The organism is Actinomadura sp. 21ATH (genome assembly GCF_041951345.1).
GTDB lineage: Bacteria > Actinomycetota > Actinomycetes > Streptosporangiales > Streptosporangiaceae > Spirillospora.
In genome coordinates, this window is the sequence record NZ_JBGNUR010000019.1 from 126,239 (window position 1) to 141,560 (window position 15,322).

Genomic DNA, 15,322 nt, shown 5'->3' on the forward strand with positions numbered 1-15,322 from the left:
TGCGAACAGGTCAGGATCGCTTGATCACCGCCGCGAACCTCCGGAAGTCACCACGGTTCAGGTGAAGCCTCGGCCCTTCTGGGTCCTTGCTGTCACGCACCGCGACGGCGCCCGGAAGGGGCGCGATCTCAACACAGTTACCACCGTTGTTTGAGCTTCGGGACGCCTTGCGCCAGTGCAGGGGGGTCACGTCCATCGTTCTTTCGCCACTTTCCTTATGAGGTCGATCGATTGATTCTGCGGGTAGGCATGGGACTGAATCAATGAAAAATTCTCGCTGAGTCGTGCGACGTCTGCACGGTCGGCTGTCGTCTCCCCACGGATCTCAGCATCTCTGTAACCCAACTCCATTCCTCCTGCGAGCGTACCTATGAAGAAGGCTCCTGTCAGTCCACCGTGGTTCATGCTGGGAACGATCTGGACTCTCACCAGGCGCGATGAGACGGCAGCCAAGTATTCCAGTTGCGCCGCCATGACCTCATGACCACCGATGTCACGGTAGAGCACCGATTCATCGATCACGTACATCAGGCTTGGTGGAGGTGGAGACATGCGCGAGAGGAGCGCCTGGCGAGCGATTCTTGCCTCAACTTTCGCCTCGTCGCCGTTCAGCAGCGCGCGAGCATATTCCGGCGTTTGCAGTAGCCCGGGAACGACGATCGGCTCGAAGCTTCGGATGTTGATGACCTCGGGCTCGTGCTTGTACCAGTCCAGGAACCAGGACGGGATAGCGCTGAGGTGCTTGAAGAGGGCGTCCCACAGGCGGGTGAGGGCTCCTCGGGTGTCGAGGACCTTGTCGGCTTCTACGGCCAGGGAACGGTCGCAGCGGGTTTCGGCGCGTTCGGTGGCGCTGATCGTGCTCTTGGCGAACGGGATCTTGTTGCTGAGCTGGGTGCAGCTGAGACCGGCGGCCTCGCGGTAGTGGCGCAGTTCGGAGCCGAAGAGGGATTCGGGGGATTCCCAGGGGCGGAGGTCGTTCGGTCGCTGCGGCATGGGAGCGCACTCCGTTCGCTGATGGCCGCCCATGACCGGCGATGGCCATTGACGACTGGGGGGCGGGCGGCCATGGACGGGCTTTGACCGGCCATGACGCCTTTCTCGGCTTTCAGGGTGCCACAGGGGCGATGATTCGAGCAGCCCATTCGAACAACTCCTCGAAGGCCATTCTCGTGATCGACTCGAATTCGCTCTCCAATATCCCCACAGAACGGGCACAATCGCCACAGGGTGCGACGCCTACGGTGATCCTGGAACCGACCGACAAGGCCGCCCGGTATGCACGTGCATTCGTGGCCGGCATCTTCGCGAAATGGGGTTTTCCCGACGACTATCTGGCACGGCTGGTGGTCTCGGAACTGGTCACCAACGCCTACCGGCACGGGCAGGGGGCGATCATCGTCCGGCTGTCGATCGGGGTGCCGGACGGGCTGCCGCTGATCGAGGTCTACGACGCCGGGGAACGGCTCCCCGCCGTCCTGCCGGAGAACCACGCGGCGACCGGGGGCCGGGGGCTGCCGACCATCGCGCACGTCACCTCCGCGTGGGGCGTGCGCCGGGTCGGGCAGGGCGGCAAGGTCGTCTGGGCCCGCCTCCTCACCTGACCCGGCGCGGGGCCGCCGCGGGTCATTCGGTGGTGACCGCTCGCAGGACGTCGATGCGGGCGGCGCGGCGGCCGGGGAGGACCGCCGAGACGAAGCCGACCACGCCCGCCGCGATGACCAGGCCGAGCAGGGTGCCGGCGGGGAAGGCGAACTCGGTGATGCCCTCGTCCTCCAGGGCGAACACCAGCGTCCAGCCGAAGAAGACGCCGATGGCGAGGCCGAGGACGGCGCCCAGCACCGAGATGATCACCGCCTCCCAGCGGATCATCGCGCGGAGCTGGCCGCGGGTCATGCCGACCGCGCGCAGCAGGCCCAGCTCGCGGACGCGTTCCAGGACCGACAGGGCGAGGGTGTTGATGATCCCGATGAACGCGATGACGACCGCCAGCGCGAGCAGCACGTAGAAGAGGATGAGGATCTGGTCGATCTGCGCGGCCTGGCTCTGCTTGAACTCGGCCTGGTCGCGGACCTCGACGCCGGGGAACGCGGCGGCGGCCCGGTCGACGGCCGCGCGGGACGCCGCCGGTTCGGTCCCGGGCCTGGCCTTGACCAGGGCGAACGTGTCGAGCTGGTCGGCGTAGTGCCGCTGGTAGCTGGACAGCCCGATCATGTACGCGCCGTTGAGCTGGTTCTCGGCGTACACGGCCTTGATCTGGAGGCGTTCGGTGCCGCCGACCGGGAAGCGCATCGCGACGGTGTCGCCGACGCTCCAGCCGTGCTGCTCGGCGGTGTCGTCCCGGACGGCCAGGCCGCCCGAGGCGATGCCGGCGAGGTCCCCGGCGATCGTCTCGGTGCGGACGGTGCGGAAGTAGGCGGGCGGGTCGACGCCCGTGAGGCCCTGGGCGCGGCCGTCGTCCAGCTTGAACGCGCCGGGCCGCACCCCGGCGGCGGACTCGATCTCGGGCTGGGCCGCGAGCCGCCGGACCAGGTCGGGGCTGAACCCGGACATGCCGCCGGACGGGCCGGTGATGACGTAGTCGGCGGCGATGGTCTCGTCCAGGACGCGGGTCACCGACGCCTTCATGGAGGCGGCCAGGATCGTGACCAGGCTGACCAGCGCGAGGCCGATCATGAGCGCGGCGGCGGTGGCGGCGGTGCGGCGCGGGATGCGCATGGCGTTCTGCCGGGCCAGCCTGCCCGGCTGCCCGGCCCAGCGCGCGAACGGCCAGCCCAGCAGCCGCGACAGGGGACGGGCGACCAGCGGGCTGAGGACGGACACGCCCAGGAAGATCGCGACCGCCCCGGCGGCGGTGAGCGCCAGGTTGCCGCCGCCGGTGAACAGGCCGGCGAGCAGCAGCGCGACGCCGGCGGCCGTGAGCAGCGCGCCGAGCGTGATCCGCACGGGGCCGATCCGGGCGGGCGCGGCCATGATCGCCTCCTGCACGGCGGCGACCGGCGGCACGCGGGTGGCGCGCAGCGCGGGCAGCAGCGAGGCGAGCACGGTGACCAGCAACCCCACCGCGAGGCCGGCGACGACCGTGCGCGGCCGGACCTGGAGCGTGGTGCTCGGCAGGTCCCCGCCGAGCACGGAGAACAGCTCGCGCAGGCCGATCGCGATGAGGATGCCCGCCCCCACGCCGATGACCGACGCGACCAGGCCGACCAGCGCGGACTCCGCGAGCACCGAGCGCAGCAGCTGCCGCCGCGAGGCGCCGAGGCAGCGCAGCAGCGCCAGCTCGCGGGCCCGCTGGGCCAGGATGATCGAGAAGGTGTTGACGATGATGAACGACCCGACGAACAGCGCGACGAACGCGAACGCCAGCAGCGCGATGTTGATGAAGTCGACGAACTGCCCGATCGCGCGGGCGCTCTCCTCGGCGTACTCGGCGCCCGTCTGCACCTGGTAGCCGGGCCCGACCCGGGCCTTGACGCGGTCGCGCAGCACCTCCGGAGACACCCCGGGCGCCGCGACGACGTCGACCTCGTCGAAGACCCCCGGGCGGTTGAGGACCTGCCGCGCGGTGGCCATGTCGAACGCCGCCAGCGTCGCCCCGGCCATGTTGTCGGCCTCGCCGAAGCCGACGACGCCGGTCACGGTGAACTCCCGCGGCGGCCCCTGGAACAGGATCCGGATCCGGTCGCCGGCCTTGAAGCCCTCCTTCTCGGCCGTGCCGGCGTCCACCGCGACCTCGCCGGAACCGGCGGGCAGCCGCCCGGAGCGCAGCGACACCGACCCCTGGAGCTCGGGGGTGGTGTAGACGGACACGCCGAGCGTGGGCGCGCCGCCGGTGGTGACGGGCTTGCCGTCCTTGCCGACGAACTGCGCGTACCCGAACACGTTGCCCTCGGCGGCCTTCACGCCCTCGACCCGCGCGATCTGGTCGCGCACCGCCTCGGGGACGGGCTGCCGCTGCTCCATGGCCTGGGTGGTGAACGACTCCTTGCCGCGCACCGCGACGTCGATGCCCTTGGTGACGCCGCTGAACAGCTGGCTGAAGGTCTTGTCGATGGTGTCGGTGAGCACGTACGTGCCCGAGACGAAGCCGACGCCGAGGACGACCGCGAGCCCGGTCAGCGCGAGCCGCAGCTTGTGCGCGAGCAGGCTGCGCCAGGTGAAACGCCACATGGCCCGCTCACCCCCCGAGGCCCTTGAGGAAGTCCAGGACCTTCTCCGCCGTGGGGTCGTCCATCTCCTCGACGATCCGGCCGTCGGCCAGGAACAGCACCCGGTCGGCGTACGCGGCGGCGCTCGGATCGTGGGTGACCATCACGATCGTCTGGCCGAACTCGTCCACCGAGCGCCGCATGAAGCCCAGCAGCTCGGCGCTGGTCCGGGAGTCGAGGTTGCCGGTGGGCTCGTCGGCGAACACGATCGTGGGCCGCGACAGCAGCGCGCGGGCGACCGCGACCCGCTGCTGCTCGCCGCCCGACAGCTCGGTGGGCCGGTGCCCGAGCCGCCTGCCGAGGCCCAGCTGCGCCACGACGCGGTCGAGCCACTTCCGGTCCGGCCGCTCGCCCGCGATGGCGAGCGGCAGCGCGACGTTCTCCTCGGCCGTCAGCGTGGGGATCAGGTTGAACGCCTGGAAGACGAACCCGACCCGCTCCCTCCGCAGCAGCGTCAGCTTCCGGTCGGAGAGCCCGCTCAGCTCGGTGTCGCCGATCCAGACCTCTCCCCCGCTGACGCGGTCGAGCCCCGCGAGGCAGTGCAGCAGCGTCGACTTCCCGGAACCGCTCGGCCCCATCACCGCCGTGAACCGGCCGGGCGGGAACGTCACCGTCACCCCGTCCAGGGCCCGGACCTCGGTGTCGCCCGTCCCGTACACCTTGCTGACGTCCACGGCTCGCGCGGCGTCGGCCAGGCCGGCCCCGGCGGTGGCCGTCTCCTCTTGGTCCATGAGCTTCCTCTGCCCTTCCGCCGCCCACCTGCGACTGTCCGCCGGTACGCGCGATCGGGCAAGACCTCATTCCAGGACGGCGGCGGCCAGCTCGCGCCATTCGGGCAGCGGCAGGGCGCCCGGGTCGGCGGTGAGCACCTGGAGGCAGACGTGGTCGGCGCCTGCGTCCAGGTGCTGCCGCACGCGTTCGCGGATCACCTCGGCGTCCCCGTAGGCGACGATGTCGTCCACCAGCCGGTCGCTCGGCCCGCCCGCCAGGTCGGCGTCGCCGAAGCCGAGCCGCCGCAGGCTGGCCACCTGGTGCGGCGCCTGGAGGTAGCCGGCCACGTGCGCCCGCGCCACCTCGCGCGCCCGGCCGGGGTCGGTGTCCAGCACCACGGCCTGCTCGACCGCCAGGAACGCCTCCGTCCGCACCCCGTCCTCGACCCGCCCCGGCCCCATGATCTCCCTGGCCCGCGCGGTGTGGCGGACCGGCACGAAGTACGGGTGCGCCCCCCACGCGCGGCGCCCGGCCAGCTCCAGCATCTTCGGGCCGAGGGCCGCGAGGACGCGGCGCGGCGGGACCTCGGGCGGCACCGAGTGGACGGGCAGCGCGTCCATCCGGTCCAGGTAGCCGGTCATGGTCGCCACGGCGCGGCCCAGCGACGGCATCGGGTAGCCGTCCAGGACGCCCGGGGTGTCGTCGACGCGGTGGCCGCCCAGGCCCAGCACGTACCGGCCGGGGAACGCCTCGGCCAGCGTGCGCTCGGCAGTGGCCATCGCGATCGGGTCGCGCAGCGCGATGTTGGCGATGCCGGACGCCACGACCAGGCGGCGCGTCGCCGACAGCAGCAGCCACGCCTGCCCGGCCGTGTCGCGGCCGAACGCCTCGCCGAACCAGACGGCCCCGTACCCCAGTTCCTCGATCTCGGCCGCCGCCTCGCGGACCCGCCCGGCGGGCTGCCCGTCGAACGCGAACGTCCACAGCCCCACGCGGCCGGGATCGCGGTGTCCTGCATCGATCATCGTCGCTCCTTGGGACGAACGAACCGGAGAGGTTCTCCGGTTGCCGTCCGGTACGATACGGAGAACTTCTCCGTTTGGCTAGCCGGAAAGGACGGACGCCCATGGCGGCGGCGATGCGCGCGGACGCGGCGCGCAACCGGGAGCGGATCGTCGAGGCCGCCCGGGAGGCGTTCGGCACCGAGGGGCCCGAGGCGTCCCTGAACGAGATCGCGCGGCGCGCCGGCATCGGCCCCGGGACGCTCTACCGGCACTTCCCCACCAGGGCGGCGCTCCAGGCGGCGGTGCTGGCCGGCCGCATCGAGCGGCTGCGGGACCGGGCCGCCGAGCTGCGCGGCGCCCTGCCGCCGGACGAGGCGCTGGCCGCCTGGCTGCGCGCGTTCCTGGCGCACGCGAGCACCGACCACGGCCTCGCCGGGCACCTGATCGCGCAGGAGACCGCCGCGCTCGGGATCGACTGCCACCAGGTCATCAGGGACGCCGCCGCCGAGCTGCTCGACGGCGCCCGCCGCGCGGGCGCCGTCCGCGCCGACGTCTCCGCGCAGGACGCGATCGACCTCGTCGTCGGCGTCGCGCTGGCGACCGGCGGGACGGAGGGCGCCGGAGCCGAGCGGGCGGAGCGGCTGCTCGGGCTCGTGCTGGACGCGCTGCGCGGGTAGTAACCGGGCGTGGACCTCACCAGTGCCGCCCAGGACCTGTACGGGGCCGCCCCGGACGACTTCATGGACACGCGGAAGCGGCTCGTCCAGGAGGCGAAGCGGGACGGCGACGCCGCGCTCGCCAAGGAGATCGGGGCGCTGCGCCGCCCGACGCTGCCCGCGTGGGCGGTGAACCTGCTGTCCCGGTCCGCCGGGGAGGAGCTGGAGCGGCTGCTGGACGTGGGCGCGCGGATGCGCGAGGCGTGGTCGTCGGGCGGCGACATCGGCGGGCTGGAGCAGCGGCGCGGGGAGCTGGTGGCGTCGCTGGTGCGCCGGGCGCTGGAGCTGGCCGCGGAGGGCGGCCACCCGCTGCGCGACGCCGCCGTGCGCGAGGTGGAGGACACGCTCCAGGCCGCGACCGTGGACGCGGACGTCGCGGCGGAGGTCGGGCGGGGACGCCTCACGCGCCCGCGCAGCCACACCGGGTTCGTCCTCACGGCGGGCTTCCCGGCGGCCGGGGCGCCGAGGCAGAAGGCGGGCGGGCAGGACGGCGCGGCGGACACGAGGAAGAAGGACGGTAAGGGCCGGGAGAAGCCGCGCAAGCGGAACGCCGCCGCCGAACGGGCCCGGAAGCGGGCCGAGGAGGCGGAACGGGAGCTGGCGGAGCGGGAGCGGGAGGTCGCCGAGGCGCGGGACGAGCGCGACGCCGCCGACGCCGAGGCCGGGCGGCTGCGGCGGGAGCTGGACAGGGCGGTGCGGCGCCAGGGGGCCGCCGAAGATCATCTGGAGAAGGCCGAGCACCGCCGCGAGAAGGCCGCCGAGGCCGCCGAGCAGGCGCGCCGCCGGGCCGGACCGGACTGAGGCACCGCCGATCCCGGACCCCCGATACGGGGCGGAAACATCCATGAAGTACCGTTCGCCCCGAACTCGATTCTAAAAAATGAGGGGGCGCGCGGTGGCGGTACCGGCCTTGGAGCAACCGGCGGACTGGACCGAGCCGGGGGCCCACCCGGTGGCCCCGGGCGTGCACCGGATCCCGCTCGAACTGCCGATCCCGTCGCTGCACTCGGTCAACGTGTACGTGATCGAGGACCCGGCCGGGCCGGTCCTGGTCGACCCCGGCTGGGCCATGCCCGACAGCCGCGCCGCGCTCGCCGGCGCCCTGCGCACGCTCGGCCACCGGCTGGAGGACGTCGGCCAGTTCCTGGTGACGCACGCGCACAGCGACCACTACTCGCAGGCCATCGAGCTGCGCTCGGCGTTCGGGACCAGGGTCCGGATCGGCCGCGGCGAGCGCCCGTCCATCGAGGCCACGCTCGCGGCGGGCGGGCCGACCCACACCGGGCAGGCCGCGCTGCTGCGCCGCTGCGGCGCCGCCGAGCTGGCCGACGAGGTGCTGAGCTGGGACCGCGGGGACCGTCCCGGCTGGCCCGACAACACCCCGGACGGCTGGCTGGACGACGGCGAGCGGATCGAGCTCGCGCGGCGCGGGCTGGACGTGTTCGCCACCCCGGGCCACACCCGCGGCCACATCGTGCTCCGCGACGCGGAGGCCGGCCTGCTGTTCTCCGGCGACCACGTGCTGCCGCACATCTCCCCCTCGATCGGGCTGGAGACCTCGCCCGAGCCCAAGCCGCTGCGCAGCTACCTGGCCTCGCTGCGGCTCGTCCGGGACATGCCCGACACGCTGCTGCTGCCCGCGCACGGCCCCGTCACCGCCAGCGCGCACACCCGGATCGACGAGCTGATCGCGCACCACGAGGCCCGGCTGGACACCGCCGCGGCCCAGGTCAGGGCCGGCCACACCACCGCGTACGAGGTGGCGCGGGCGATGCCGTGGACCCGCCGCCGCAGGAAGCTGGACGACCTGGACCCCTTCAGCCGGATGCTGGCCATCCTGGAGATCGACGCCCACCTCGACGTGCTGGTGGACCAGGGCGTGCTGGAATCCGCCGAGTCCGGCGGGGTCCGCTCCTACGCGGTGCGGGCCTGACCGTACGCGGGGTCCCGGCCGAGGTAGGCGACCAGCCGGCCGCCCGCTGAGGAACCCCGCGGCGCCGCCAGCGGCGGGGCGAACAGCCCGGTACGGGCGTGCCCGGGCACCAGCAGCGGCGTGACCCGCAGCAGCCGCTCCGCGAGCGGGCCGGGGATCTCGGCGTCGCGGCCGCGCGACCGCGCGACGTCCCAGGCGTGCACGGCCAGCTCGACCGCCCCCGTGGCCGCCACGACCCCGGCCCCCACCGGACACCCCGCCACCGTGACCACCCGCTCCCCGCCGGGGCCGTGCCATGACTCCAGGAGTCGGACGGCTCCCTCGCGCACCGCCGCCACCAGGCCGGCCGGCCGCCGGCCGGCCGCGGGCGGGTAGAGCGCCACCGTGCCGCCGGTCACCGCCTCGTGGAGTGCGGCCAAGGAATCCTCCATGTGGTGCAGCAGCGTCCCCAGGTCCCAGCCAGCGCAGGGCGTCGGCCGGGCCAGGTCGCGCGAGGCGACCGGGGGCGGCGCGTCCAGCGTCTCCAGCGCGAACGCCGCCGCCCGCTCCAGCAGGCGCGACCCGTACCTCCGCAGCGCCGCCGCGTCCGCCTCGCTCATCGTCATGGGGGCTCCCTTCTCGCGGTTACTGACCTGATCAAGGCGGGGAACTCATCGGGCGGCGCCGTTCGAAAAGGTTTTCGGTTCCGGCGATGAGTTCCGGCGAGGCGGGCGGTCGGTACGGGCGGACGGGCCGGATGTCGCCGGCTGTGACATCTACGGCACCTGGAGGTAAGGATCCCGACTGCCCCGGATCCGTCCCGGAAAGGAGCAGTACGTGAAGCGCGAGTGCGACGACTAGACGAGCGGAGGGACGCTGGTGGGCGACGCCGCCGTGCTCTTCCTCACGGGCGCCGGGACCGGGCTGCTGGCCGGGGGCGCCTCCTGCGCGGCGGTCCAACTGGGGCTGCTGGCCGGGGCGGTGCGCGGGGCCCCGCGGCCCGCCGTCCCGGTCGCGGCCTTCCTGGTCGCGAAGCTGGCCGCGCACACCGTCCTCGGCGCCATCCTCGGCCTCGCCGGCGCCGCCGTGCAGCCCGGCCCCCGGGTGCGGGCGGCGCTGCTGCTGGCCGCGGCCGCCGTGCTGGTCGTCTTCGCGCTCGACATGCTCGGCTTCGCGCCCGCCCGGCGCCTGCTGCGCCGGTCCGGCAGGCCGGGCGGAGCAGGCGCCGGGCACTGCGCCGCCGCTCCCCCGCGCGTCCGCCGCCCCGCGGCCCTGGGCGCCGCCACCGTCCTGCTGCCGTGCGGCGTCACGCTCTCCGCCGAGCTGCTGGCGGTCACGTCCCGCTCACCGGTGGCCGGGGCCGCCGTGATGGCGGGTTTCGTCATCGGCACGGCGCCGGTGACGGCCCTGGCCGGGCTGGGCGTCGGGCGCGGCATGGCGGTCCTGCGGGGCCGCCTCACCGCGGTCGTCGGCGCGGGCCTCATCGCCGTCGCCGGCTGGACGGTCCTGTCCGGCCTGCGGCTGGGCGGCTGGCTGCCCGAGCCCGCGGGCGCGGCCACCGCCGCGAACGTCACGGCCGGCCCCGGCGGCACCCAGGTGATCACCATCGGCGCCGCCGACCGCGGTTACCGGCCGGCGCTGGTCGCCGCCCGGTCCGGGGTGCGCACGGTCCTGATCGTCCGCACCCACGGGAACCGCGGCTGCACGCGCGCGTTCACGATCCCCGCCCGCGGCCTGGAACGCACGCTCCCCGAGACCGGCGACACCCGGCTCGACCTGGGCGTGCCCGCCCCGGGCCGGCTCCGCTTCACCTGCGCGTCCGGCCACTACCCGGGCGTGATCACGTTCCGCTGACCCCGGGGCTAGCAGCTCGGGGTGCAGACGCGGCGGGACATCGCCTCCAGGAGGGAAAGGCGCGCATAAGGCTGCAGGAGGCGCCGGACATCGGGCGGTACGGGAAGCGCCCGGGGCGGTTCTTTCCGGTGTACGCGACGGCGGTCGGCCGGATCTCCATCGCGCTCGCGCTCGGTCCCGAACCGTTCGCCGGCCGCGGCCACCATCGGGAAACGGGACGATCGCCGCCGGATCCGGCGGCGATCGTCCACTCGCGGTCAGTTCTCCGGGGAGAGCTGTTCCAGGGTCCGGCCGCGGGTCTCCACGGCGAAGAGCGCCGAGAGGGCCCCGGCCAGCGCGACCGCGCCGAGGACGGCGAAGACGGTGGCGGCGCCGGCGCCGGCCCCGACCATGTTGCCGACCACGATCGGGCCGATGATCACGCCGAGCCGGTTGAAGACGCCGCCCATGGAGCAGCCGAGGGCGCGGCTGCGGGTCGGGTACAGCTCGGGCGTGTAGAGGTAGAGCGCGACGTTGGTGGCGAAGACGAAGAAGGCCGCCACCGACGCCCACACCGCGACCTGGCCGCCGGAGACGGCGCCGAGGGCCGCCAGCGTCATCAGCGCGGCCGCCGCGCCGGCCAGCCCGAACGCCAGGGCGATCCGGCGGCCGACCTTGTCGACCAGGAGCGCCACTGTGAGGCAGCCCAGGAATCCGGCGGCGTTGGTCCACAGGTTGTAGTGCAGGGCCGTGTCCAGGGGGACGTGGAAGACCTTGGTGTAGAGGGTCGGCAGCCAGGCGGTGATGCCGTAGTTGACGAAGTAGCCGAAGAACCAGAGGGCCGACACGACCGTCGTTCGGCGCAGGTAGACGCCGGTCAGCAGGTCGCGGACGGTGGTCCGGGGCGTGGCGGCCCCCTCGGCGGCCGGGGCGGCGGCGGGCGTGGCCGCGGGTTCGGGGAGCGTGCCCCGGGTGCGGGAGACGGCGGTCTCGATGCCGGTCAGGACGCGGTCGGCCTCGGCCAGCCGTCCCTTGGAGGCCAGCCAGCGCGGCGACTCGGGCACGCCGCGCTGCATGAACGCGATGGCCAGCGCCGGGACGCCCCCGATGACGAACAGGGCCCGCCAGCCCCAGTTGGGCACCACCCAGGCCGCGACGACCGTGGCGGTGAACAGGCCGGCGGGGAAGACCAGCTCGTACAGCAGCACGAACCGGCCGCGGTGCTTGGCCTTGGCGATCTCGCTGACGTAGGTGGCGGCGACCGGGACCTCGCCGCCGATGCCCAGTCCCTGGACGAAGCGCAGGACGACCAGCCACAGGAAGCTCGGCGCGAACGCGATGGCCAGGCTGGACAGGCCGGTGAGCAGGACGCCGAGGGCCACCATCCGGACCCGGCCGACGCGGTCGGCCAGCCAGCCCGAGACCAGGGCGCCCAGCAGCATGCCGACCGAGCCGGCGGTGATGGCGAGGGTGACCTGGCCGGTGCTCAGCCCCCACTCCTTGATCAGCAGCGGCATCGCCGAGGCCACCAGCAGCTGGTCGAATGCCTCGAAGAAGGTGACCGCGCCGATGAGGGTCCGCACCTTCAGGTGCCAGCGGGAGGTGGGGAGCCGCTCCAGCCGGGCGGCGATGGACGCCACCGTGGGCGTGCTCGAGACGACGGTCATACGTGCTCCATCCTGCCTCATGACGGCGAGTGACCCGGGATCCGATGGAGAACGAGAAGGATGAATTCCCAGGTCGGCGGCCACCGGGGGCCGCCACTGCTCGCGTTTCGGGAGAGACTAAGCGGCAAGAATCTTAGGGGTCAATAGCTTGGTACTAACCAATTGGTCTCGCCGACCGTTTCCGGCCTCAGACCCCGCCCAGAAAGGCCGAGATCCGCTCCCACAGCGCCGGATCGACGCCCTCGCGGTAGAAACCGTGGGCGGCCCCCGGAACGGTCACCACGGCCCCCTCAGGCGCGGCCGCGAGCGCCTGAGGGTCCCGCTCCCCGATCACGCCCAGCCAGGGGGCCCGGACCTCGGGCAGCAGCTTCTCCAGGGGCGGCAGGCCGTCCCAGGGCGCCGCGCCCGCACCGGACGGGCTCACCGCCACGGCGGCGGCCACGTCCAGGTGGGCGGCCGCCCAGGTGGCCAGATAGCCGCCCATGCTGAAGCCCGCCACCGCCACCCGGGAGACGCCCCGCCCCTTGAGGTAGGAGATCGCGCCGTCGATGTCGGCGGCGAGGTCCTCGCCTCTGAGGCGCTCCATCTCCCGGCGCGCCACCGCCAGCTCGGCCGTGTCGAACGCCGGGCCGCCGCGCTCGTAGTAGAGGTAAGGCGACACCGCGAGCCGGCCGTCGCGGGCCAGCCGCCTGCAGACGTCCTCGGCGAGGTCGGTGACGCCGAGGACGTCGTGCAGCACCACGACCCCGCCGCGCACGTCCACCCCGCTCCAGGGCTCCCGGACGAACAGCGGCGCGGCGGTCTGGAGCACCCGGCGGCCCCGGTTGGCGGGGCCGTGCGACAGGTGCCCCATCAGCCCTCCTCGGGAATGGGCACCGGCGGGACGAACGGCACCGGCGTGGGCCCGACCGAGGTCACGTCCACCTCCAGCACGTACGGCTCGCGCGCGGCGACGGCCTTGGCGAACGCCTCGTCGAACGCCTCCGCGTCCTGGACCAGCGCGTACGGCATGGCCATCGAGCGGGCGAGCGCCCCGAAGTCGGGCGTGAAGAGGTCGACGCCGGAACGCCGTCCCATGTGGGCGTCCTGCATGTTGCGCAGCACGCCGTAGCCGCCGTCGTTGAAGACCAGCAGCACCAGCCAGGGCCGCTCCTGCGCCAGCGTGGCCAGCTCGCCCAGGTGGACGGCCAGCCCGCCGTCCCCGGCGATCACCAGCGCCGGCACGTCCGGCCGGGCGGCCGCGGCGCCGATGCCCATCGCCAGCCCCTGCCCGATGCCGCCGCCGAGCGGGAACACGTTGGCGGCCGGGTCCAGGATCGGCAGCAGCCGGTTGCCCCACTGGCTGGACGGGATGGTCACGTCCCGCGCGATCGGCGACGCCGGGTCCAGGTGCTCGCGGAGGGCGTCGCAGATGCCCGCGTACGGCCCGATGTCGGCGCGCAACCGCTCGCGGGTCTCCCGGCGGGCCGCCACGGCCCGCGCCCGCCACCCCTCCTCGGCCGCCGCCCCGGCGGGCAGCGCGGCGAGAAGGTCGTCCAGGACGCGGGACGCCTCGCCGCGCAGCCCGTGCGTGATCGGGTACGCGCGGCCCAGCGCGGCCGGGTCGACGTCGATCTGCACGTGCCGTTCCGGGAGGGCGAGATGGTAGTGCCGGGTCTCGTTGGACCGGAAGTGGGTGCCCACGCTGATCAGCAGGTCGGCCTCGGCCAGCAGGGCCTGCCCGGCGGGCTGGGCCGCGAAGTTGCCGACGACGAGGTCGTGGTCCTCGGGCACGGTCCCGCGCCCGGCGTTGGAGGTGAGGACGGGCGCGCCGAGGCGTTCGGCCAGCTCGCGGACCTGCCGTCCGGCCGTGCGGGCGCCGCCGCCGGCCCAGATGACCGGCCGCCGCGCCGCCGCCGCCTCCCGCGCCGCCTCCGCCACGCCCTCGGGGGCCGGGACGGGAGCGGGCCCGCGAACCACGGGAAGGGAGTCGAGGCGCTGCGCCGCGTACTGGAGGTCGATCGGCCACTCCACGCTGGCCGGCCCCTGCGGCAGGGCCAGCGCCGCCGCGGCGGCCTCGTACAGGACCTCCGCCGCCGCCGCCGCGGACGGGACGGCGGCGGCGTGCTTGGACACCGCCGCCAGCATCCCGAGCTGGTCCTTGGTCTCATGGATGACACCGCGCCCCTGCCCGAGGAACGCGCTGTCGATGTTGCCGGTGACGTGCAGCACCCGGCTGCCGGCCGACAGCGCCTCGATCAGCGACCCGGCCGCGTTGCCGGCGCCCGTCCCGGTGCTGGTCAGGGCGCAGCCGAGGCCGCCGGAGACGCGGGCGTGGGCGTCGGCGGCGTTCACCGCGGCGGCCTCGTGCCGGACGGCCACGAACCGCAGGTCGCGCTCCACCGCCTCCACCAGGGGCAGGTTGTGGACGCTGACCACGCCGAAGACGGTGTCGACGCCGTGCGCGCGCAGGACGCGGACGAGCAGGTCGCCGCCGTTGAACCGTTCAGACATACCTGGCGACTCCTCCGCCGACGTCGATGGACGAACCGGTGATGTAGGACGCGCGCGGCGACAGCAGCGCGACGATGGGATGGGCGACCTCCTCGGCGCGGCCGAGCCGGCCGAGCGCGACGCCCCGGTCGGCGGCCAGCGCCGCGCTCCACTGCTCGTACGACTCGCCGGTGCCCGCCGCCTCGTAGCGGCGCCGCCACTGGCCGGTGTCGATCAGCCCGAGGCAGACCGAGTTGACCCGGACCGGGGCCAGGTCGGCGGCCAGCGTCCGGGTGAGGTTGAGCAGCGCGGCGCGGGCGGCCGAGGTGGCGCCCAGGCGCGGCTCGGGCTGGCGCGCCAGGATCGCGTTGACGTTGACGATCGAGGGCGCGTCCGAGCGGCGCAGGTACGGCTCGGCGGCGCGGACGGTGTTCAGCACGCTGAAGATCTTCAGCTCGAACTCCTCCCGCCACTGGTCCGCGGTGGTCTCCGCGACCGGCGCCAGCAGCGAGCGGCCCGCGTTGTTGACCACGCCGTCCAGCCCGCCCAGCTCCGCCGCCGCGCCGTCGACGAACGCGCGCACCGCGTCGCCGTCCAGCACGTCGCAGGGCCGCGCGTGCACCCGGGCGCCGGCCGCGCGCGGCAGCGGCTCCAGCGCGGCGGCCAGCCGGCCGGCGTCGCGGGCGCAGGCCGCCACGTGCGCGCCGTCGGCGAGCAGCAGCGCCGCCGTGGCCAGCCCGACGCCCGAGCTCGCGCCGGTCACGACGTACGCGCGCCCGGCCAATCCGAGGTCCATGAGACT

At 74.2% G+C, this 15,322-nt stretch carries 15 protein-coding genes; 5 read left to right on the top strand and 10 right to left on the bottom strand.

The features are described 5' to 3' along the window. Window positions 1-10: 10 nt before the first annotated feature. Both ACA361_RS35845 and ACA361_RS35850 read right to left on the bottom strand, forming a co-directional pair. Window positions 11-196: a DUF397 domain-containing protein gene (locus tag ACA361_RS35845; protein ID WP_375019535.1), complete on the bottom strand. Its 186-nt coding sequence runs from the start codon at window positions 194-196 to the stop codon at window positions 11-13. After that, entirely contained in the window at window positions 187-993 is an 807-nt protein-coding gene (locus ACA361_RS35850; protein ID WP_375019536.1) for a helix-turn-helix domain-containing protein, read from the bottom strand. The genes ACA361_RS35845 and ACA361_RS35850 overlap by 10 nt, the downstream gene beginning before the upstream one ends. A 41-nt stretch (window positions 994-1,034) precedes the next feature. On the opposite strand from ACA361_RS35850, the gene ACA361_RS35855 reads away from it, so the two are divergent. Further along, a complete protein-coding gene (locus tag ACA361_RS35855) occupies window positions 1,035-1,601 on the top strand; it encodes an ATP-binding protein (RefSeq protein ID WP_375019537.1) in 567 nt (188 codons plus the stop codon). Window positions 1,602-1,623: 22 nt separating this feature from the next. Here ACA361_RS35855 and ACA361_RS35860 read toward each other — a convergent pair whose 3' ends face one another. The 3 genes from ACA361_RS35860 to ACA361_RS35870 form a co-directional block, all read right to left on the bottom strand. Then, window positions 1,624-4,167 carry an ABC transporter permease gene (locus ACA361_RS35860; protein ID WP_375019538.1) on the bottom strand — a complete coding sequence of 848 codons (2,544 nt, stop codon included), beginning with the start codon at window positions 4,165-4,167 and terminating at the stop codon, window positions 1,624-1,626. A 7-nt stretch (window positions 4,168-4,174) separates the two neighbouring features. Then, complete coding sequence (locus ACA361_RS35865; protein WP_375019539.1) at window positions 4,175-4,936, bottom strand: ABC transporter ATP-binding protein; 762 nt, start codon at window positions 4,934-4,936, stop codon at window positions 4,175-4,177. Window positions 4,937-5,002: 66 nt separating this feature from the next. Further along, window positions 5,003-5,941 (bottom strand): TIGR03620 family F420-dependent LLM class oxidoreductase, encoded by a 939-nt coding sequence (locus tag ACA361_RS35870; protein WP_375019540.1) that lies wholly within the window; start codon window positions 5,939-5,941, stop codon window positions 5,003-5,005. A 101-nt stretch (window positions 5,942-6,042) separates the two neighbouring features. Here ACA361_RS35870 and ACA361_RS35875 point away from each other — a divergent pair, with 101 nt between their 5' ends. The 3 genes from ACA361_RS35875 to ACA361_RS35885 all read left to right on the top strand — a co-directional run bounded on the left by ACA361_RS35875 (window position 6,043) and on the right by ACA361_RS35885 (window position 8,569). Then, window positions 6,043-6,597 carry a TetR/AcrR family transcriptional regulator gene (locus tag ACA361_RS35875; RefSeq protein ID WP_375019541.1) on the top strand — a complete coding sequence of 185 codons (555 nt, stop codon included), beginning with the start codon at window positions 6,043-6,045 and terminating at the stop codon, window positions 6,595-6,597. Window positions 6,598-6,606: 9 nt separating this feature from the next. Next, entirely contained in the window at window positions 6,607-7,437 is an 831-nt protein-coding gene (locus ACA361_RS35880) for a hypothetical protein (RefSeq protein WP_375019542.1), read from the top strand. A 109-nt stretch (window positions 7,438-7,546) separates the two neighbouring features. After that, the gene (locus ACA361_RS35885; RefSeq protein WP_375019543.1) at window positions 7,547-8,569 is read left to right on the top strand and encodes an MBL fold metallo-hydrolase; all 1,023 of its coding nucleotides are present in this window, start codon (window positions 7,547-7,549) and stop codon (window positions 8,567-8,569) included. Here the strand turns inward: ACA361_RS35885 and ACA361_RS35890 are convergent. Further along, window positions 8,551-9,174: a TIGR03086 family metal-binding protein gene (locus tag ACA361_RS35890; RefSeq protein WP_375019544.1), complete on the bottom strand. Its 624-nt coding sequence runs from the start codon at window positions 9,172-9,174 to the stop codon at window positions 8,551-8,553. The genes ACA361_RS35885 and ACA361_RS35890 overlap by 19 nt on opposite strands. A 253-nt stretch (window positions 9,175-9,427) precedes the next feature. Between ACA361_RS35890 and ACA361_RS35895 the strand changes: the two genes are divergently transcribed. Beyond that, window positions 9,428-10,402: a sulfite exporter TauE/SafE family protein gene (locus ACA361_RS35895; protein WP_375019545.1), complete on the top strand. Its 975-nt coding sequence runs from the start codon at window positions 9,428-9,430 to the stop codon at window positions 10,400-10,402. Between the two features lie 257 nt (window positions 10,403-10,659). On the opposite strand, the gene ACA361_RS35900 is transcribed toward ACA361_RS35895, so the two are convergent. The 4 genes from ACA361_RS35900 to ACA361_RS35915 all read right to left on the bottom strand — a co-directional run bounded on the left by ACA361_RS35900 (window position 10,660) and on the right by ACA361_RS35915 (window position 15,316). After that, window positions 10,660-12,048, bottom strand: a complete 1,389-nt coding sequence (locus ACA361_RS35900) for an MFS transporter (protein ID WP_375019546.1) — start codon at window positions 12,046-12,048, stop codon at window positions 10,660-10,662. A gap of 187 nt (window positions 12,049-12,235) precedes the next feature. Beyond that, window positions 12,236-12,901, bottom strand: a complete 666-nt coding sequence (locus ACA361_RS35905) for a dienelactone hydrolase family protein (RefSeq protein ID WP_375019547.1) — start codon at window positions 12,899-12,901, stop codon at window positions 12,236-12,238. After that, window positions 12,901-14,541 carry a thiamine pyrophosphate-binding protein gene (locus ACA361_RS35910; RefSeq protein WP_375019548.1) on the bottom strand — a complete coding sequence of 547 codons (1,641 nt, stop codon included), beginning with the start codon at window positions 14,539-14,541 and terminating at the stop codon, window positions 12,901-12,903. Before ACA361_RS35910 ends, ACA361_RS35905 begins: the two co-directional genes overlap by 1 nt. Beyond that, a complete protein-coding gene (locus ACA361_RS35915; RefSeq protein ID WP_375019549.1) occupies window positions 14,534-15,316 on the bottom strand; it encodes an SDR family oxidoreductase in 783 nt (260 codons plus the stop codon). Before ACA361_RS35915 ends, ACA361_RS35910 begins: the two co-directional genes overlap by 8 nt. Window positions 15,317-15,322: the final 6 nt, after the last annotated feature.